The organism is Sporichthyaceae bacterium (assembly GCA_036269075.1).
GTDB lineage: Bacteria > Actinomycetota > Actinomycetes > Sporichthyales > Sporichthyaceae > DASQPJ01.
Map to the genome: position 1 here is coordinate 1 of DATASX010000012.1, position 19,151 is coordinate 19,151.

Consider the following 19,151-nt stretch of genomic DNA (forward strand, 5'->3'; position numbering starts at 1 on the left):
TCAGTTGTTCTGGCCGTACACACCCTGGAACGTGATCGAGCCGATCCGCATCTCCTGGTTCTGGCCCAGCGTGCCCTGGCGGGCGGCGAAGCCGAGGTTGCCGTGACCGGCGGAGATGGTGATCGAGTAGCGACCGCCGTCGGTGGAGGTGCCGACCTCAGGCTCGAGGGTGGCGGCGCCCATCGGGCCGATCGCGCTGCCGGCCGAGCCGAAGCTCTTGGCGCCGGAGTTGAAGGCGTCCGCGAACTGCTGCACCGGGATGTCGGCGCCGCCGAACGTGATGCCGTTCTTGCCGGTGCTGTCGCCGGAGTTGAAGTAGCTCATCCGGTAGCTGATCTTGGCGTCGCTGCCGTTCGAGTTCGTGATCTGCATGAACGAGGAACCGCCGTCGTAGACGGTGGCGCCCTCCAGGCCCGCGAAGTACGCCCGGCTGGTGCCGGTGTACACGCCGGTGGCCTTGTCCAGGGCGGCGCTGGAGGTGCTGCCGATGACCTGGAAGCCGCCGATGTTGAACGTGTCACCCTGGCCGCGGCCGTGGGTGTCGTCGTCGCACTTGGCGGTCCAGTTGTAGCCGGGACCGCCCGGGCTCAGCGGCACGACAGTGTTGCCGGGCGGGAAGTAGTTCGGGATGCCCGGGCTGCGGTTGGACTGGTTCTCGCCGGCGGAGAGGTTCGGCTCCACGTCGCGGGAGACGAACGGGTTCTTGTACCCACCGGAGACGTCGCCGGCGTCGGGCGGGGCAGCGCCCTTGCCGAGCACGCCTTCCTCGACCTCCTGGCCGAGCCAGTAGGCGCCGCCGAAGGTCTCGCACCGGCCCTGGGGCTGGCCGATGTCATGCAGCAGGTCGACGTAGGAGAAGCCCTGGTCCTGCTGCAGCTCACGGGGGATGTCGTCGATGTACTCGATGCCCGCCGAGCGCAACGTCAGGATGTAGCTGGCGTCCTGGAAGGTGAAGCCGTCTGCCTTGGTGGCGGACTTGGTCGCCTTGGCCGGGGTCACCGCGGCGGGAGCAGCCTTGGGGGTGACGTGCTTCGAGTTGTTCTTGGTGATCGACGCGAACTGCGCCTGGAGGGCCTTCTGCACGGAGGTCGGCATGTTCTTGGTGCTGAAGGCGGAGGAGGGTGCTGCGGGATGCGCGGCCACAGCCGCGCCGGCGCCCACCTGAGAGGCGATGGTGCCGGCGACCAGAACGGCCACACCGGCAGCGCTCGCCCAGGGGAGAGCCCTGGTGGGGATGCTGTTCGGCACTTATTGGCTCCTGAATTGATCCGAGACGTGGGGACGTGGACCTGTTCGCACTATCGGCCTGCCCGTGCGCAGCGTTTCACCGATTTGTCACGAATTTCCCGTGACGCAGCTAACAGTACGTAAGGTGAATAAATCGCCAGGAATCGGTAACGGAACGTGGCCGCTACCGTCTCCTTGAAGCCATTCTGTCTCAGAAGCCACATTTCATCTCAGAAACACCAAAGAGGGCGCGGCTGGCGCGCCGCGCCCTCTCCTGCAGTGTTTGAGCAATCACGGAACGTGCATAGGCACTGCCGGAACGTCAGTTGGCGTTTCCGTACAGGCCCTGGAACGTGATCGAGCCGATCCGCATGCCCTGGTTCTGGCCGAGCGTGCCGTTACGGGCGGCGAAGCCGAGGTTGCCGTGGCCGGCGGAGATGGTGATCGAGTACCGGTCACCGTCGGTCGAGGTGCCGACCTCCGGGGTCAGCGTCCCGGCGCCGGCCGGCCCGACCGCCGAGGCCGCCGAGGCGAAGCTCTTGGCGCCGGAGTTGAAGGCGTCCGCGAACTGCGAGACCGGGATGTCCTGCCCACCGAAGCTGATTCCGCTCTTGTCCTTGTTGTCACCGGAGTTGAAGTAGCTCATCCGGTAGGTGATCTTCGCGGGCTCGTTGGGCGCATTCGTGATCTGCATGAACGAGGAACCGCTGTCGAAACCGGTGGCTCCCTCCATGCCCAGGAAATAGGCGCGGCTGGTGCCCGTGTAGACGCCGGTGCTCTTGTCGAGCGCACCCTCGCTGGTGCTGCCGACGGCTGCCAGGCCGCCGACGTTCAGGGTGTCGCCGGTGCCCTTGCCGTGCGTGTCGGCGTCGCACTTGGCCTGCCACTTGTAGCCGGGGCCTTCGGGGGACAGCGGGACGACGGTCTTGCCCGGCGGGAAGTAGTTCGGGATGCCCGGGCTGCGGTTGGACTGGTTGTCGCCGGCCGACAGGTTCGGCTCCACGTCGCGGGAGACGAACGGGTTCTTGTACCCGCCGGAGACGTCACCGGCGTCGGGCGGGGCAGCGCCCTTGCCGAGCACGCCTTCCTCGACCTCCTGGCCGAGCCAGTAGGCGGCACCGAAGGTCTCGCACCGGCCCTGGGGCTGGCCGATGTCGTGCAGCAGGTCGACGTAGCTGAATCCCTGGTCCTGCTGGAGTTCACGCGGGATGTCGTCGTAGTACTCGATGCCCGCCGAGCGGATGGTGAGGATGTAGCTGGCGTCCTGGAAGCTGAAGCCGGCCTTCTTGCCGGTGGCAGCGGGCTGCGCCGGGACGTTGGCGACCCGCGTCGCGCCCGGACGCGTGGCGGTGGTCTTCTGGTGCGCGGTCTGCTTGGTCAGTTCGTCGAACTGCTTGTGCAGCGCGGCCTTCACCGCGGCCGGCATCTGGTGCGGGCCGGGCACCGGAGCGCTGTTGGTCGTGGCGGAGGCGGTTCCGCTCTGCGCGGCGATTGTGCCCGCGACCAGCACGGCGACGCCCGCGGCACCTGCCCACGGGAGAACTCGAATTCGACTGTGCTTCGGCACTTCTTGGGCTCCTGGTTCTGCTCGACTGCGGCGGTCGGGGCCCGACGACAATTCGCGTCGGCAACTGCCCACATTTGTGTCTCCGAGATTGGTATCGGACAAAATGGCGCCCGCGTTTCAGTCACGCCGTTCGAATTTTCGTGAAAAAGTGGTGAAAGTCCAGGTTTGAAAATGCCGGCGCAATTGACCTGGGAATATGACAAATTCATGAATGAGAATACGAGGTATTTCCGAGGGTGACTCCGGTCACACGGTCCGCCCGTGGCGGGGCACCCGGCGTGTCGCGGTTCCGTGTCCCCGGGTTGCGCGCGGTCCGGGCCGGTTCGGGCGGGGTACGGCCGGGCCGTACGATCGCCCCCGTCCCAACGCCTGTGCAGGGGAGCTCCTCGTGGCTCTGCGGTTCACCCCGCGCAAGACGTCGTTCTACGAGATGTTCGCCGCCTCCGCGGCCAACCTCGTGGTCGGCGTACAGCTGCTGACGGAGCTTCTGGGGTCGGTGCCCTCGGAACGGGCCGAGATCAACGAGCGCATGAAGGCGACCGAACACGCCACCGACGAGATCACGCACGGCATCATGCGCGAGGTCAACTCCTCGTTCGTGACCCCGTTCGACCGCGAGGACATCTACCGCCTGGCCTCCAGCCTCGACGACGTCATGGACGCCATCGACGCCGCGGTCGACCTGGTCGTGCTCTACAACATCGACGAGCTGCCGGCCGGCCTGGCCGATCAGGTCGAGGTGTTGGAACGGGCCGCCGAGATCACCGCCGAAGCGATGCCCCGACTGCGCGCGATGAAGAACATGCGCGAGTACTGGATCGAGATAAACCGGCTGGAGAACGCCGGCGACCAGATCTACCGGCGCCTGCTGGCCCGGCTCTACAGCGGCGAGTACGACGCGTTGACGGTGATGAAGCTGAAGGAGGTCATCGACCAGCTCGAGGCCGCTGCCGACGCGTTCGAGAACGTCGCCAACACCGTCGAGAGCATCGCCGTGAAGGAAAGCTGAGTGTCGACCGCAGTCCTGGTCACGCTGGTCGCACTCGGATTCGCCTACACCAACGGCTTCCACGACGCCGCGAACGCGATCGCGGTGTCGATCTCCACCCGAGCCCTGACGCCCCGGATCGCTCTGGTGATCGCGGCGATCATGAACTTCATCGGCGCCTTCCTCGGGACGAAGGTCGCGTCCACCGTCGGCAAGGGGATCATCGAGACCCCGAGCGGGAACCACGGGTTGGTGATCGTGCTTTCGGGCCTGATCGGCGCGATCGCCTGGAACCTGTTCACCTGGTACTTCGGATTGCCCTCCTCGTCCTCCCACGCGCTGTTCGGCGGCCTGATCGGCTCGGCCATCGCTGCCTCGAACGGGGTCGAGTGGCACGGTGTCTGGCACAAGATCGTGATCCCGATGATGGCCTCACCGCTGGTCGGTTTCGCGTCGGCGTTCCTGCTGATGCTGGCGATCCTCTGGGGCTTCCGGAACGGCAAGCCCGGTCCGCTGAACCGCATGTTCAAGTACCTCTCGACGGCCTCGGCGACGGCGATGGCCCTGGGCCACGGGATTCAGGACGTCCAGAAGACGATCGGGGTCATCTACCTGACCCTGCTGACCAGCCACCACCTCGATGCGCATTCGTCGATCCCGGCCTGGGTCACCGCGTCATCCGCGGCGGCGGTCTCCGTCGGGACGTACTCCGGCGGCTGGCGGGTCATGCGCACGCTCGGTCGAGGCATCATCGACCTCGACCCGGCCCGCGGCTTTGCGGCGCAGACCGTCGCCTCCTCCGTCCTCTACGTGACGGCCTATGCCTACGCCGCCCCGATCTCGACGACCCACACGATCACCGCCTCAGTGATGGGCGCCGGGGCGACCAAGCGGCTGAACGCGGTCCGCTGGGGCACGGTCGGGAACATCCTGGCCGGCTGGGTGATGACGATCCCGGGTTCCGCCCTGGTGGCCGCGGGCAGTTACGCCGCCCTGCATGGCCTCGGCTGAGAACGCGAGGCCCCGGCCGCCAACGGCGACCGGGGCCTTCCCCACCTAGGTCCGAAACTCGGCAAGCTCAGCCACAGTTGCCCTTCGGCTTCGGAAGCTCAGCCACAGTGCTTTCCCTTCGGCTTCGCAAGCTCAGCCGAAGCGTCCCGAGATGTAGTCCTCGGTGGCCTTCTCCGACGGCGTCGAGAAGATCCGCGAGGTCGAGTCCATCTCGATGAGCTTGCCCGGCTTGCCGGTGCCGGCGATGTTGAAGAACGCCGTCGCGTCGGAGACGCGGGCGGCCTGCTGCATGTTGTGCGTGACGATCACGATCGTGAAGCGCTGCTTGAGTTCGGCGATCAGGTCCTCGATCGCCAGGGTGGAGATCGGGTCTAGCGCCGAGCACGGCTCGTCCATCAGCAGCACCTGCGGCTCGACCGCGATCGCGCGGGCGATGCACAACCGTTGCTGCTGACCGCCGGACAGGCCGGAGGCGGGCTTGCTCAGCCGGTCCTTGACCTCGTTCCAGAGGTTCGAACCCTGCAACGACTTCTCGACGGTCTCGGTGACTCGCTTCTTGTCGCGTACGCCGTTCAGCTTCAGCCCGGACGCGACGTTCTCGAAGATCGACATGGTCGGGAACGGGTTCGGCCGCTGGAAGACCATGCCGATCGTGCGCCGCACCGAGACCGGGTCGATGTTCGAGGCGTACAGGTCGGTGCCGTCGAGCAGGACCTTGCCCTCGACCCGGCCGCCGCTGGACAGCTCGTGCATGCGGTTGAGGCTGCGCAGCAACGTGGACTTGCCGCACCCGGACGGGCCGATGAACGCGGTCACCGACCGGGGCTCCATCTGCATGTTCACGTCGTCGACGGCGCGGAAGCGGCCGTAGAAGACCGACAGGCCCGACAGATCGATGCGTTTGGACATGGCGGCTCTCCTATTTCTTCACGCTGGTGAGGCGGGCGACCAGACGAGCCCCGACGCTCAACGCCAGCACGATGAGGATCAGGGTCAGAGCAGCTCCCCAGACGCGGTCGGCGGATGCCGGGAGCGTGAAGTTGGTGGCCTCGTTGACGATCATCGTCGGCAGCGAACCCTGGAAGCCGTGGAACAGGTTGGTGTTGATGGCCTTCGAGTAGCCGACCAGGATCAGCAGCGGTGCGGTCTCACCGATGACTCGGGCGATGCCGAGCATGATCCCGGTGATGATCCCCGGCAGCGCCGTCGGGATCACGATCCGGACGATCGTCTTCCACTGCGGGACACCGAGGGCGAGAGACGCCTCACGCAGGTCGTTCGGGACCAGCTTCAACATCTCCTCGGTGGTCCGCACGACCACCGGGATCATCAGCAGCACCAGGGCCAGCGAGACCGCGAAACCCTGTCGCTGGAAGCCCAGCGTGGTGATGACCAAGGCGTAGATGAACAGCGCCGCGACGATCGACGGGATGCCGGTGAGCACGTCGACCATGAACGCGACCGCGTTCGCCAGGCGCGAGCTGCCCTTGCCGTACTCGACCAGGTAGATCGCGGTCATCAGCGCCACCGGCACGGCGATCATCGAGCAGACCAGTACCTGCAGGACCGAACCGATGATCGCGTGGTAGGCGCCGCCGCCGAACTGGCGGTAGGTGATGCCGTTCTCCGAATGGGTCCACCAGCCGGCGGCGAACACGGCCTTCGCCCCGCGGGTCACCACGGTCCACAGCACCCAGACCAGCGGGATCAGCGCCACCACGAACGCGGCGGTGACCGCAACCGTCGCGGCCTGGTCGGCGATCTTGCGACTGGCCGCCGCAGGGGTGAACAGTTCGGCGCTGCGGGCCTTGTCGTTCGCGGCCCGGCCGGGCGGAGCCGCTGCGAGGTCCTGACTCACCGGCGTACCTTCGATCGTCCGCTCGGGTTGGGATGTGGCGCGCACTGTGACATCGATTCGCTCGCAGGCTCGCTCATTTGACCGTCTTTCGATTGACGACGGCACGCGCCGCCGCGTTGACGATGAAGGTCAGCATGAACAGGATCAGGCCGGCCGCGATGAACGCGCCGGTCTTCGCGGGGGAGTCGAACTCCTGCGCGTTGTTCGCGATCTTGGAGGCGAAGGTCTCGCCGCCGGCGAACAGCGAGGGGTGGAACGCCGAGCCCACCGGCGGGGTGGACAGGATCAGGGTGATCGCGATCGTCTCGCCGAGTGCCCGGCCCAGACCGAGCATCGCGCCGCTGACGACACCGGAGCGCCCGAACGGCAGCACCGCCAGGCGGATCATCTCCCAGCGGGTGGCGCCGAGCCCCAGCGCGGCCTCCACCTGCGTCTTCGGCACCTGGGCGAAGACCTCACGGCTGATCGCCGTGATGATCGGCAGGATCATGATTGCCAGCACCACGCCCGCGACGAACACGGTTCCGCGGGAGACCCCCGCGGCGCCGAACAGCGGGAACCAGCCGAACCACTTCTGGATGTCGGCCGAGAACCCGTTCAGCTTCGGCGCCAGGATGTAGATGCCCCAGATGCCGTAGACGACCGAGGGCACCGCGGCCAGCAGGTCGATCATCGCCGCCAGCGGGCTGGCGAACCGGCGCGGGACCCAGAAGGTCAGGAACAGCGCGATCCCGACGGCCACCGGCACGGCCAGCGCCATCGCGAACGTGGAGACCAGCACCGTCGTCCAGATCATCCCGGCGATCCCGAAGTGCAGGTCCCCGATGGTGAGGTCCCAGTCGCGCGAGTAGAGGAACGACGAGTGGTCGTGGATCAGGGACGGGGCCGCGGTCTTGATCAGGAAGGCGGCGACGGCCGCGACCAGCGCGATGACCAGGATCCCCGAGCCCTTTGCGGCCCCGGCGAACAGGCGGTCACCCGTGGACGTGACGCCGACGGCCCCACGGGTGCCGGCTGGAGCCGGGCCACCCGCAGGGCCGAAAGCCTTCGTCGCGAAATCAGCCACTGGTGATGGCGGCCAGGGCGGTGGCGACCTTCGCGGCCAGGTCCGCCGGAAGGACGCCGTAGCCCAGGCTGGTGATGGCCTGCTGGCCGGCCGAGGAGGCGGTGTAGTTCAGGAAGCCCTTGAGCAGCGCGGTCTTGTCGGCCGCCATGCCCTTCGAGCAGACGATCTCGTAGGTCACCAGGACGATCGGATATGCGCCCGCCGCGGTGGTGGCGTAGTCCAACTTCATCGACAGGTCGTTGCCGGTGCCGACCGGGGTGGCGGCCGTCAGGGCGGAGCCCGCGCTGTCCGCGGACAACGCGACCGGGGTGCCGCCGCTGCTGGTCGCCACCTTGGCGATCGAGAGGTTGCCGTCCTTGGCGAAGGAGTACTCGAGGTACCCGATGCCGCCGTCGGTGGCCTTGATCGCCTGCTGGACACCGGCCGACTTGGCCTGGCCCTCACCGACGCCGCCGTTGAACTGCTTGGCCGGGGTGCCGGTGTAGGCACCGCCGCCGGCCGCCGCCAGGTAGTTCTCGAAGTTCTGCGTGGTGCCGGAGTCGTCCGACCGGAAGAAGACCTTGATGTCCTTCTCCGGCAGCGTGACGCCCGAGTTGAGGGCGGCGATCGCCGGGTCGTTCCACTTGGTGATCTTGCCGGTGAAGATCTTCGCGATCGTCGGACCGTCCAGGACCAGGCCGTCCGACAGGCCGGAGACGTTGTAGGACACCGCGATCGGGCCGACGGCCATCGGCAGGTTCCAGGCGTCGTTCCCACCGCAGTGCTGCTTGGCCAGTGGGGCCTCGGTGGTGGGGTTCAGCGCGGCGTCGGATCCGGCCCAGTCCACCTGACCGCCGAGGAACTGCTTGATGCCGGCGCCGGACCCGGTGCCGTTGTAGTTGATTGTGGAGCCCTTGCACTGGGCCTGGTAGTTCGAGATCCACTGGCTGATGGCGTTGGCCTGGGCCGTCGATCCCTCACCGTTCAGCGTGCCGGTGCCGCAGGTGATACCCGCGGTGGTGGCGCCGCCCTGGGTGCTCGAGGAGGCGGTGGACGACGAACTGGATCCGGTGCTCGAGCCGGACGACGAGGCGGTGTTGCTGTCGGTACCGCAGGCGGCCAGCGTGAGGCCGGCGGCGATCAGGACAGGCAGGCGTCCGTGGCGGCGAAACTTCACAGGGTTCCCTTTCCGGGCAGGCTTCAGTCGCATCCTGGGCCGCGACGTTAGGGCGCGCAGGTGAATCGACTTGAGGCCGAAGGTGAACGACGGGTGAACCACGACTGCACTCCCGTGGTCGGGTCGTAGTCGTAACGGTTGCGCAAGGGTGAACTGGTCGTCGTTGTCCGACGGTTTGTCACACCTGGTGGCGCTCACCTGCGAGCAGTACGCCGTCCTGTGCGTGGAAGATCAGGAACTCACCGGGCTCCAACGGCTCGCGTGGCAGGCACCCGCGCCCGGCCGCCTCCAGCGCCCGCAGCAGCCGGGGCAGCACCGGGCGGTGGCTGCAGACGACCACCGAGTCCTGGCCGGTCGCGCAGAGGACCCGGTCGACGGCGGCGGCGAACTCCGCGTCGCCCACCCCCTCGGCCAGCCCGGGCAACAGCTCCGGTCCGCGGCTCAACGCGGCGGACAACGGCGTGACCGTGTCCTGGCATCGGCGGGCGGGCGAGCTCAGCACCCGGGTCGGCCCGAACGCTTCCAGCACCGGCACCAGAGCACTCGCCTGGTCGGTGCCCTCGGGCCGCAACGGGCGGTCGAGGTCCGGGCCGCGCCACGCCTTGCGCGGCAGTGCGTGCCCGTGGCGCAGTACGATCAGTGCCCGGGTCGCCACCGGGCAGGCCAGGAATCCCTCGAGCACGGCAACGTCGTCGGCGCGCGTCAACCAGCGCAGCGCCTCCTCGGGTGGGAACCAGACGACCGCGTCGACCTCGTCGTTCGGCTCGAACCGGCCGGAGATCGCGCGCGCGGCCCAGTAGTGCACGACCTTCGGCACGCCTTCGACGAGGTACTCGGCGGTCGGCAGCGGGCGGCCGAGCACGCACCGCTGCCCCGTCTCCTCGACGATCTCGCGGACCGCCGCAGCCGCGGGGTGCTCCCCGGCGGTCAGCTTCCCCTTGGGCAGTGACCAGTCGTCGTAGCGCGGCCGGTGCACCAGGGCCACCTGGACCCGATCCCGTCCGGCCGGCCGCCAGAGCACGCCACCGGCGGCCTGGATCGTGCCGAACGGGGCCGGGAGCAGCGCCGTCAGATCCACCCCGAACTCACCGACTTCTCCTGGCGGGTAGGGCTGTCCGGACATGCTGATGGCCCCACGCGCCAGGAGAAGTGCAGGACCGGGCCCGAGGTCATGCCGGAGTGGCGCGACGCCGCGCCTTGACCCGGATCAGGTAGTCCTGCAGGTCGGTCAACGGGTTGCCCTCGGCGTCGATGTGCCGGCGGGTCCACTTGCCGTCCGAGCCCAGATGCCACGCCGCGACCTCGTCGGAGAAGGCCGTGGCCATCAGCTGTGCGAGCTCCACGACGTGGTCCGGGCTGCCCAGCCGCACCAGCGTCTCGACCCGGCGGTCGAGGTTGCGGTGCATCATGTCGGCGCTGCCGATCCACACCTCGGCGCGGCCGCCGCCGGCGAAGGCGAAGATCCGCGAGTGCTCCAGGAACCGCCCGAGGATGCTGCGGACGCGGATGTTCTCCGACAGTCCCGCGACCCCGGGCCGGATCGCGCAGATGCCGCGGATCCACAGGTCGACCGGGACGCCGGCCATCGAGGCCCGGTAGAGCGCGTCGATGGTCGCCTCGTCGACCAGTGAGTTGCACTTGATCTGCACGTGCGCCCGCCGACCGGCCCGGTGGTGGGCGATCTCGGCCTCGATGCGCTCGACGATTCCGGCCCGCACCGAGTGCGGGGCGACCAGCAGCCGCCGGTAGGACGTCCCGCGGGAGTAGCCGCTCAACGCGTTGAACAGATTTGCGACGTCCTCCGCGATCAGCGGGTCCGCGGTCAGCAGACCGAAGTCCTCGTAGGACCGAGCGGTCCGCGGGTTGTAGTTGCCGGTACCGATGTGGCAGTACCGGCGCAGCTGATCGCCCTCCTGGCGGACCACCAGCGCCAGCTTCGCGTGGGTCTTCAGGCCGACCTGGCCGTAGGCCACGTGGCAGCCGACCTGCTCCAGCTTGCGGGCCCAGACGATGTTTGCGCGCTCGTCGAAGCGGGCCTTCAGCTCGACCAGCGCGACGACCTGCTTGCCCTCCTCGGCCGCGTCGATCAGGGCGTCGACGATGGGGGAGTCGCCGCTGGTGCGATACAGCGTCTGCTTGATCGCCAGTACGTTCGGGTCGGCGGCGGCCTGCTCGATGAACGCCTGCACGCTGGTGGAGAACGAGTCGTACGGGTGGTGCAGCAGGACGTCGCGCTGGCGCACCGCAGCGAAGATGTCGGCCGGCTTGGCGCTCTCCACCTCGGCCAGGTGCGGGTGGGTCGAGGGCACGAACGGCTGGAACTTCAGCTCGGAGCGGTCGATGTCGGCGATCGCGTGCAGGCCGGTCAGGTCCAGCGGCCCGGGCAGCGGGAACACCTCGTTCTCACTCACGCCGAGCTCGCGCACCAGCAGGTCGCGCACGACCGGGTCGATCGTCTCCTCGACCTCCAGCCGGACCGGCGGGCCGAACCGACGCCGCATCAGCTCCCGCTCGATGGCTTGGAGCAGGTTCTCGGCGTCGTCCTCCTCGACCTCGAAGTCGGCGGTCCGGGTCACCCGGAACGCGTGGTGCGCCTCGACGGTCATTCCCGGGAACAGCTCGGTCAGGTGCGCGGCGATCACGTCCTCCAGCGGGACGAACCGCTGCGGCGCGACCGTGATGAATCGCGGCAGCGACGGCGGCACCTTGACCCGGGCGAAGTTGACCCGCCCGGACGACGGGTTGCGCACCACCACGGCCAGGTTCAGCGACAGCCCGGAGATGTACGGGAACGGGTGCGCCGGATCGACCGCCAACGGGGTCAGCACCGGGAAGACCCGGTCGCGGAACAGGATCAGCAGGTCGTCCTTCTCCGCCGGGGACAGCTCCTCCCAGCGCAGGATCTCGATGTCGTTCTTGGCCAGCTCGGGCAGCAGGTGGTCGCGGAAGCAGTGCGAGGCCCGTAGTGCGGCGGCCTGGGTGCGCTCCCAGATCCCCTCCAGGATCTCCCGGGGCTGGTGCCCGCTGACCGAGGTCACCGCGACGCCCGCGGCGATGCGGCGCCGGAAGCCGGCGACGCGGACCATGAAGAACTCGTCGATGTTCGAGGCGTAGATGGCCAGGAAGCGGGCCCGCTCCAGCAGCGGGGTAGCCGGATCCTCGGCGAGGTCGAGCACGCGGATGTTGAAGTCCAGCCAGCTGGCCTCGCGCTCCAGGAACCGGTCGTTCGGCAGGGCCGTGGAACTCTCTTCGCTCGGCCCGGTTCGCCCGGCCGCCTCCACGCTCACCGGCTTACCTCGATTCGGCGCCGCGGGCGGGGCGACGGCCAGCACTGTGACACTGGTTCGCTCGCAAGCTCGCTCACTCCGCCACCTCGTCAGAACTCGCCCGAATGCCCTCGATCATGCCGCAGCCAGGTGAACAGAGGGTGGCCGCCGAACAGATGTCACCCTGCCGACGGCTTCGTGCAGGCCGCTGACCTGCGGTTGAGCGAATCTCTGGACTCAGGTCGACAATCAGCGCGGGGCGCGTTTGGTGGCCGCCAGAATGCCCCCGCCGATCGGTAGGAACACCGCAGCGAACTGGTCGCTCTCCACCAACGCCGTGGACAGGTCGCGCAGCGCCAGTGTGCGCGGGTCGCGAACGGCCGGGTCGGTCAGCGCGCCGCCGCCGAACGCCTCGCCGAACGCCACGATCCCGCCGGCCCGCAGCAGTCTCGGGGCTTCCCGCAGGTGCTCGGCGTAGTAGGTCGGGTCGCCGTTGATCCACATCAGGTCGTACCCGGAGTCGGTCAGCCGCGGCAGCACCTCGGCGGCGTGACCGGCGATCAGCCGCGTGCGGTTGGCCGGGACGTTGGCCGCGCGGAAGGTCTCCCGTGCTGCGCGCTGGTGCTCGGGTTCGCCGTCGACACTGGTCAGCACCCCGTCGGCGCGCATCCCGCGCAGCAACCAGACCCCGGAGACCCCGGTGCCGGTGCCTATCTCGACCACCGAGTGCGCATCGAGAACCGCGGCCAGGAAACGCAGCGTCGCCCCGGCCGTCGGTGAGGGGACCGGGACGCCCAGCTGGAGAGCCCGGGCGCGGGCGGTGCGCAGCACGTCGTCCTCGGCGATGAACCGGTCGGTGAGGGCCGACCGCGCCGATTCGACGTCGGACACCGTCATGAAAATCCTCCTGCCGGGATTCGCTGCACCGCAGCTTAGAGGTTCACCCCGGCGGCCCTTCGGGAACGCGGCCGGGGCGTCGGGCGTTGGACTCCTCGGGACTGCGATCGCACAGTTCGTCCCTCCGCCGCACACAGGTGTGCCACAGCGGGGAGCGGAAGGTTGAGCGGCGTGATCGCGGCGGAGGGAGCACGGGTGGACACCATCTCGGCAGTAGGGGCGGCCGCTGCCACGGCCGCCTCGGCGCCTGGAGCGACCGCGCCGAGCGACCAGGAAACCGACCAGGAAACCGACCAGGAAACACAGTGGACTGCGCCGTCCTGGGACGAGATCGTCCGGACCCACTCGGCCCGGGTGTACCGGCTGGCCTACCGGCTGACCGGCGACCGGTACGACGCCGAGGACCTGACGCAGGAGGTGTTCGTGCGGGTGTTCCGATCGCTGTCCGGGTACCGGCCCGGCACGTTCGAGGGCTGGTTGCACCGGATAACCACGAACCTGTTCCTGGACCAGGCGCGCCGCAAGCGCAAGATCCGGTTCGAGGGCCTGGACGACGACGCGCACGAGCGGATCCCGGGCACCGAACCCACCCCGGAGGCGGCCTACGAGGACCATCACCTCGACGCCGACGTGCAGCGCGCCCTCGACGAACTGCTGCCGGAGTTCCGGGCGGCCGTGGTCCTGTGCGACATCGAAGGTCTGTCGTACGAGGAGATCGCGGCGACCCTCGACATCAAACTGGGCACCGTGCGCAGCCGGGTGCACCGCGGCCGGGCTCGGCTGCGCGCCGCGTTGGACGACCGCGCGCCGGTCCCCGTAAGCGCTGGAGCCGCACCGTGACCCACCTCGGACACCGCCTGTCCGGTTACCTGGACGGCGAACTGCCGCCCGCGACCGCCGAGCTGGTCGCCGGGCACCTGTTGTTGTGCGGCCAGTGCCGTACGGCCGCCAAGGAGCAGTCCCGCACCAAGGTCGATCTGCGCGATCTCGGCGGCCCGGCGCCCTCGGCCGGGCTGCTGAGCTCGCTGCTCGACATGTCCGGGCCCTTCGAGCCCCCGACCCCGACGGCCTGGGACCGGTTGCCCGTCGCCGAGGTCGGGCGGCGGCGGCTGGCCGGCGCGGCCCCGTTGTTCGCGGCCGGCGTCGCCGGGATCGCCGCGATCTCGATGGCCTCGACGGTGTTCACCGCCGCGGCCCCGCAGCGGGCGCATCAGGTCTCCCGCACCACAGCCACCGGCGGACGCGCCCGCTCGGCCCCGAACGCCGCCCACGTCGGGTACAACACCGTCCCGGCCTCGCCGACGCCGACCGCCACCCCGCCGGCGGCACTGACCGGCTCGGTACGAGTGCCGCTCGCCGCAGCGATTTCACTGGTACGTCCCGGCTGACGGGCGTAGTCACTAGGCTCGTCGTGTGTTGGACATCAGCGGCTGGGAGTTCCTGACCCTTGGCGTCCTCGCGGTCATTCTCTTCGGCCCGGACCGGCTGCCGAAGTTCGCGGCCGACGCCGCGAAGTTCCTCAAGATGATGCGTGGGTACATGCACAACGCCCGCGACGACCTGACCCGCGAGCTCGGCCCCGAGATCTCCGACGTGAAGTTGTCCGATCTGACCCCGCGCGGGCTGTTGCGCAAGACCCTGGGCGACGACGACCCGTTCCGCGATCTGCGCTCCGACATGGATCTGCGCTCCGAGATGGAGACGCTCCGCAACCCGATGGCCCCGGTGGCCGACCCGCCGCGCCCGGTTCCGGTCCAGGTCCCGCTCGGCGTCGGCGAGGTCCCCCCGTTCGATCCCGAGACCACCTGAGGCCGCAGGGCGCCCAGCCCGGCGGGCGGCTCAGACGGGGCTGAGCCCTAGCGAACGGCCCACCAGCCCGTGCGAGCGACTGCCCAGCCGGTCGGCGATGCCGCGCAGCACCTGCGAGGCCGGGGCCGTCGGATCGGCGAGCACCAGCGGCTGGCCGGTGTCGCCGCCCTCGCGCAGTCGCTGGTCCAGCGGGACCTCGCCCAGCACCGGGATCGAGACGCCGAGCGTGCGGCTGAGGCCCTCGGCGACCTGCGCCCCGCCTCCCCGACCGAACAGCTCCAGCCGGTGGTCGCGGCCCTCGGCCGTGCAGTGCGGGCACGGCAGGTACGACATGTTCTCGATGACGCCGAAGATGTGCTGGTGGGTCTGGGTGGCGATCGCGCCGGCCCGTTCGGCGACCTCCGCGGCGGCCTGCTGCGGGGTGGTCACCACCAGGATCTCCGCGTTCGGCACCAGCTGCGCCACGGAGATCGCGATGTCGCCGGTGCCCGGCGGCAGGTCCATCAGCAGCACGTCGAGGTCGCCCCACCAGACGTCGGCGAGGAACTGCTGCAACGCCCGGTGCAGCATCGGGCCCCGCCAGACCACCGGGGTGTTCCCTTCGATGAACATCCCGATCGAGATCAGCCGCACCCCGTGCGAGGTGGGCGGCATGATCATGTTCTGCACCTGGGTCGGCCGGTCGGCACAGCCGAGCATCCGCGGCACCGAGTGGCCGTAGATGTCCGCGTCGAGCACGCCCACCGACCTCCCGGACGCGGCCAGCGCCGCGGCCAGGTTCACCGTGACCGAGGACTTGCCGACGCCGCCCTTGCCCGAGGCCACCGCGTAGACCCGCGTCAACGAGCCGGGCGCGGCGAACGGGATCTCCTTGGCCGGGGCCCCGCCGCGCAACTTGGTCTGCAGCGCCTCGCGCTGGTCCGGGGTCATGACGTCCAGCCGAACCTCGACGCCGATCACGCCGGCCACCTTGCTGACCGCGGCCGTCACGTCGCGGGTGATCTTGTCGCGCAACGGACAGCCCGCGACCGTCAACCGGACCGTGACCACCACGTTCCCGCCGGACACCGATACGTCGGCGACCATGTCTAGATCGGTGATCGGACGGTGGATCTCGGGGTCCTCGACGGTTGCGAGGGCCGCGTGGATTGCCTGGACGTCGGGTGCTGCCATACCTCGAATCGTATGTTGCCGCGGAGGTCGCGGTTGACCGGCCGCGGCGCTCAGTCCTTGTCCTCGTCGCGGGCTGCGATGTCGCGCAGTTCGGTGAGCAGTTCCTTTCGGAAGCGTTCCAGGGCCCGGTCTATGTAGTCGCGGGTGGCCGCGTCGTTCTGCGCGCTGCGCAGGTCGGCGAGTTCGACGGCGAGGTAGTCGGTGGTGGCCCGCTGTCGTTCCTCGATCTCGCGGTCGCGCGCGATCTGGACGCGGTCGCGGTCGGCCTGGCGGTTCTGGGCCAGCAGGATCAGCGGCGCCGCATAGGCGGCCTGGGTGGAGAAGGCGAGGTTCAGCAGGATGAACGGGTAGGCGTCGAAGCGCGTCGCCGCCCAGGTGACGTTGATGCTGATCCAGACGATCACGAGCGCGGTCTGGATGAACAAGTAGCGGGCGGTGCCGAAGAACCGCGCGATGTCCTCCGAGATCGCGCCGAAGGTGTCGGCGTCGATCTGCGGTCGACGGAATCGAGGGCCGATCGGCGAGCCCAGCGAGTCGCCGCGGCGCCCCGAGGACTCCGCCGTGCTCATCTACCCAGCTCGTTCATTCGTGGACCTCCGATCAGGACCCGTCGGGGGTCAGGAACTGTGCAGCGGGCGGTACATCTTGATCCGGCCGGTGTCGTCCGGATTGACGTCGTCCTCGTCCTCGTCGCCCTCCTCGGACTCCCGTCCGCGCCAGTCCTCGGGCAGCAGATGGTCGAGCACGTCGTCAACGCTGATCACGCCGATCAAGCGGTGTTCGGCGTCGACCACGGGTGCGGCGACCATGTTGTACGTGGCCAGGAAACTGGTGACGTCGGACAGCGGGGTCTCCGGCGGCAGCGCCTTCATCTCCCGGTCCATCGCCACCGTGATCAGCTCGGCCGGCGGCTCGCGCAGCAGCCGTTGGAAGTGCACGACGCCGAGGAACTTCCCGGTCGGGGTCTCCAGCGGAGGCCGGCAGACGTAGACCAGCGCGGCCATCGCCGGGGTCAGCTCACGGTGCCGGATCCGGGAGAGCGCCTCGGCGACTGTCGCGTTCGGCGGCAGGATCACCGCTTCGGTGGTCATCAGACCACCCGCGGTGTCGTCGGCGTAGGACAGGAGCCGGCGCAGCGGCTCGGCTTCCTCGGGCTCCATCAGCTCGAGGAACTTCTCCTGCTCGTGGCTGGGCAGTTCACCCAGCAGGTCGGCAGCGTCGTCGGGCTGCATGGCCTCCAGCACGTCGGCGGCACGATCGGCGGCCAGGTGGTTGAGGATCTCGACCTGGTCGTCCTCGGGCAGTTCCTCGAGGACGTCGGCGAGCTTGTCGTCGTCGAGCGCGGAGGCCACCTCGGCCCGGCGTTTCGGGGTCAGCTCGTGCAGCACATTGGCCAGGTCGGCCGGTCGCAGCTTCTCGAAGGTGGCCAGCAGGTTCGCCGCGCCCTGCACAACCTGCCCCTCGGTCAGGCCGGCGACCGCGTCCCAACCCACCGTCAGGGACTCGCCCCGCCGGCGCAGCGGATTGATGCCGCCGCTGCTCTTGCGAACGTGGACCTTCGAGATCACCCAGTCGCGGTTGGTGCGGGCCTGTTCCATCCCGATGTCGACGACGGTGACCTCCTCGCCGGTGGCCAGCAGCGTCACCTTGCGGTCGATCAGTTCGGCGACGACCAGGGTCTCGTCGGACCGCTGCTCGAACCGGCGCAGGTTGACGACCCCGGTGGTGATGACCTGGCCGCGGTCCAGTGAGGTGACCCGGCTCATCGGCACGAAGATCCGGCGCCGGCCCTGCACCTCGACCACCAGGCCGATGACCCGGCTGGACTCCCCGGTGGTCCGCACGGTGGCGACCGCGTCGCGGACCCGGCCGACCGACTCGCCGTTCGGGTCGAACACCGACAGCCCGGCCAACCGGGCCACGAAAACCCGGGTGGGGGTCGGACCGGACATGGTCTACCTCCCGGGGTTCGGAGCAGGAGCCGGCGTGGCCGCATGATCGCCGGGCGGATTCTCGCGGTCAGGCTATCTGCCGGGCCGCACCGCGTAATTCCGAACGCTCGGCGCAGCGGGGGAACAATAATCGCCCGGTGCATCCTGCGCCTTGCCCGATCGAGCCGGCGGCGCCCGCGGTCGGTGGGCGCGCAGTTGGGCCGCGGGCCGACCTGGCCGTGCTCGGGTTGGCCAGCCTGGCCGTGTCGACGTCCGGTCCGATGATCACCGCGTTGGCCGCGCCCGCCCTGGCGATCGCCTTCTGGCGCAACGCCTTCGGGGCCTGCGTCACGGCGGCGGCGATCTTCACCCGCCGTGCGACCAGGGCCGAGTTGGTCGGGCTGACGCGGCGTCAGATCGCGGTGATCGTGCTGGCGGGGGTGCTGTTGGCGGCACACTTCGCGTTCTGGACGCCCAGCCTGCGGTACACCACCGTGGCCTCGGCGACCGCGTTGGTGTGCACCCAGCCGGTCTGGACGGCGCTCGGGACACGGCTGCTCGGTCGGTCCGTCTCGCGGCTGACCTGGGCCGGCATCGGGCTGTCCATGCTCGGGGTGGCGCTGGTGACCTGGGCCGACCTGGCCGTGTCCGGGCGGGCGCTGACCGGCGACCTGATGGCGCTGTTCGCCGGGATGCTGGCGGCCGCGTACACGATGGCCGGCGAGGTCGCCCGCCGCTGCGTGAGCACCGGGGTCTACACGTCGCTGTGCTACGGCACGTGTGCGCTGGTGCTGCTGGCCGCGGCGCTGATGGGCCGGGTCCGGTTGACCGGCTACGACGCGCAGACGTGGCTGCGACTGGTCGCGCTCACGGTGACCGCGCAACTGCTCGGGCACACCTTGTTCAACCGGGTGGTGGGCCGGGTCGGGGCCACGGTGGTCGCCACCGCGATCCTGCTCGAGGTCCCCGGGGCCGCACTGATCGCCGCGGTGTTCCTCGGCCAGACCCCGCCGGCCACCGTCGTGCCGGCCGCGGTCCTGCTGCTGGCCGGGGTGCTGGTCGTGGTCCGGGCCGAGAACCGGCGGATGGTCTTCGCTCCGCTCGAGGCAGGGTCGAGGTCGCGGAGCGAAGCAGCTAACACTGTGCAGGTGAACCACGGCACAGCCCGAACCCGGAGGTGAGGGCTACGCTACGGCGGTCTG

18 protein-coding genes are annotated in these 19,151 nt (G+C 69.3%); 6 read left to right on the forward strand and 12 right to left on the reverse strand.

What is annotated here, in order from left to right; translation table 11 throughout:
* Together VHU88_01930 and VHU88_01935 are read right to left on the reverse strand one after the other, a co-directional pair.
* Positions 1 to 1,248 carry a hypothetical protein gene (locus VHU88_01930; protein ID HEX3610423.1) on the reverse strand — a complete coding sequence of 416 codons (1,248 nt, stop codon included), beginning with the start codon at positions 1,246 to 1,248 and terminating at the stop codon, positions 1 to 3.
* A gap of 301 nt (positions 1,249 to 1,549) precedes the next feature.
* A complete protein-coding gene (locus tag VHU88_01935; protein ID HEX3610424.1) occupies positions 1,550 to 2,794 on the reverse strand; it encodes a hypothetical protein in 1,245 nt (414 codons plus the stop codon).
* Positions 2,795 to 3,182: 388 nt separating this feature from the next.
* Here VHU88_01935 and VHU88_01940 point away from each other — a divergent pair, with 388 nt between their 5' ends.
* Both VHU88_01940 and VHU88_01945 read left to right on the forward strand, forming a co-directional pair.
* Positions 3,183 to 3,803: a DUF47 family protein gene (locus VHU88_01940; GenBank protein HEX3610425.1), complete on the forward strand. Its 621-nt coding sequence runs from the start codon at positions 3,183 to 3,185 to the stop codon at positions 3,801 to 3,803.
* Positions 3,804 to 4,793 carry an inorganic phosphate transporter gene (locus tag VHU88_01945; GenBank protein ID HEX3610426.1) on the forward strand — a complete coding sequence of 330 codons (990 nt, stop codon included), beginning with the start codon at positions 3,804 to 3,806 and terminating at the stop codon, positions 4,791 to 4,793.
* 132 nt (positions 4,794 to 4,925) lie between these two features.
* On the opposite strand, the gene pstB is transcribed toward VHU88_01945, so the two are convergent.
* The 7 genes from pstB to VHU88_01980 form a co-directional block, all read right to left on the reverse strand.
* Entirely contained in the window at positions 4,926 to 5,702 is a 777-nt protein-coding gene (pstB, locus tag VHU88_01950) for a phosphate ABC transporter ATP-binding protein PstB (GenBank protein HEX3610427.1), read from the reverse strand.
* Between the two features lie 10 nt (positions 5,703 to 5,712).
* Positions 5,713 to 6,651, reverse strand: coding sequence for a phosphate ABC transporter permease PstA (gene pstA, locus VHU88_01955; protein ID HEX3610428.1), 939 nt, complete (start codon positions 6,649 to 6,651; stop codon positions 5,713 to 5,715).
* Between the two features lie 73 nt (positions 6,652 to 6,724).
* Positions 6,725 to 7,717 carry a phosphate ABC transporter permease subunit PstC gene (gene pstC, locus VHU88_01960; GenBank protein ID HEX3610429.1) on the reverse strand — a complete coding sequence of 331 codons (993 nt, stop codon included), beginning with the start codon at positions 7,715 to 7,717 and terminating at the stop codon, positions 6,725 to 6,727.
* Positions 7,710 to 8,873, reverse strand: a complete 1,164-nt coding sequence (gene pstS, locus VHU88_01965) for a phosphate ABC transporter substrate-binding protein PstS (protein HEX3610430.1) — start codon at positions 8,871 to 8,873, stop codon at positions 7,710 to 7,712. The genes pstC and pstS overlap by 8 nt, the downstream gene beginning before the upstream one ends.
* Before the next feature lie 178 nt (positions 8,874 to 9,051).
* Complete coding sequence (locus VHU88_01970) at positions 9,052 to 9,996, reverse strand: NUDIX hydrolase (protein ID HEX3610431.1); 945 nt, start codon at positions 9,994 to 9,996, stop codon at positions 9,052 to 9,054.
* 46 nt (positions 9,997 to 10,042) lie between these two features.
* Complete coding sequence (locus VHU88_01975) at positions 10,043 to 12,160, reverse strand: RNA degradosome polyphosphate kinase (protein ID HEX3610432.1); 2,118 nt, start codon at positions 12,158 to 12,160, stop codon at positions 10,043 to 10,045.
* Between the two features lie 228 nt (positions 12,161 to 12,388).
* Positions 12,389 to 13,036 (reverse strand): O-methyltransferase, encoded by a 648-nt coding sequence (locus tag VHU88_01980; GenBank protein HEX3610433.1) that lies wholly within the window; start codon positions 13,034 to 13,036, stop codon positions 12,389 to 12,391.
* 195 nt (positions 13,037 to 13,231) lie between these two features.
* Here VHU88_01980 and sigE point away from each other — a divergent pair, with 195 nt between their 5' ends.
* The 3 genes from sigE to VHU88_01995 are packed head-to-tail and all read left to right on the forward strand — an operon-like array spanning position 13,232 to position 14,845.
* Positions 13,232 to 13,876, forward strand: coding sequence for an RNA polymerase sigma factor SigE (gene sigE, locus VHU88_01985; protein ID HEX3610434.1), 645 nt, complete (start codon positions 13,232 to 13,234; stop codon positions 13,874 to 13,876).
* Positions 13,873 to 14,424, forward strand: coding sequence for a zf-HC2 domain-containing protein (locus VHU88_01990; protein ID HEX3610435.1), 552 nt, complete (start codon positions 13,873 to 13,875; stop codon positions 14,422 to 14,424). Before sigE ends, VHU88_01990 begins: the two co-directional genes overlap by 4 nt.
* 25 nt (positions 14,425 to 14,449) lie before the next feature.
* Positions 14,450 to 14,845 carry a sec-independent translocase gene (locus VHU88_01995; GenBank protein ID HEX3610436.1) on the forward strand — a complete coding sequence of 132 codons (396 nt, stop codon included), beginning with the start codon at positions 14,450 to 14,452 and terminating at the stop codon, positions 14,843 to 14,845.
* Positions 14,846 to 14,875: 30 nt separating this feature from the next.
* Here the strand turns inward: VHU88_01995 and VHU88_02000 are convergent, their stop codons facing one another.
* The 3 genes from VHU88_02000 to VHU88_02010 are packed head-to-tail and all read right to left on the reverse strand — an operon-like array spanning position 14,876 to position 17,970.
* The gene (locus tag VHU88_02000; protein ID HEX3610437.1) at positions 14,876 to 16,018 is read right to left on the reverse strand and encodes a P-loop NTPase; all 1,143 of its coding nucleotides are present in this window, start codon (positions 16,016 to 16,018) and stop codon (positions 14,876 to 14,878) included.
* A 50-nt stretch (positions 16,019 to 16,068) separates the two neighbouring features.
* On the reverse strand, positions 16,069 to 16,587 hold the full coding sequence (locus tag VHU88_02005) for a DUF1003 domain-containing protein (GenBank protein HEX3610438.1): 519 nt from the start codon (positions 16,585 to 16,587) through the stop codon (positions 16,069 to 16,071).
* Between the two features lie 48 nt (positions 16,588 to 16,635).
* The gene (locus VHU88_02010) at positions 16,636 to 17,970 is read right to left on the reverse strand and encodes a CBS domain-containing protein (protein HEX3610439.1); all 1,335 of its coding nucleotides are present in this window, start codon (positions 17,968 to 17,970) and stop codon (positions 16,636 to 16,638) included.
* Between the two features lie 137 nt (positions 17,971 to 18,107).
* Here VHU88_02010 and VHU88_02015 point away from each other — a divergent pair, with 137 nt between their 5' ends.
* Positions 18,108 to 19,130, forward strand: coding sequence for a DMT family transporter (locus VHU88_02015; GenBank protein HEX3610440.1), 1,023 nt, complete (start codon positions 18,108 to 18,110; stop codon positions 19,128 to 19,130).
* Positions 19,131 to 19,151: the final 21 nt, after the last annotated feature.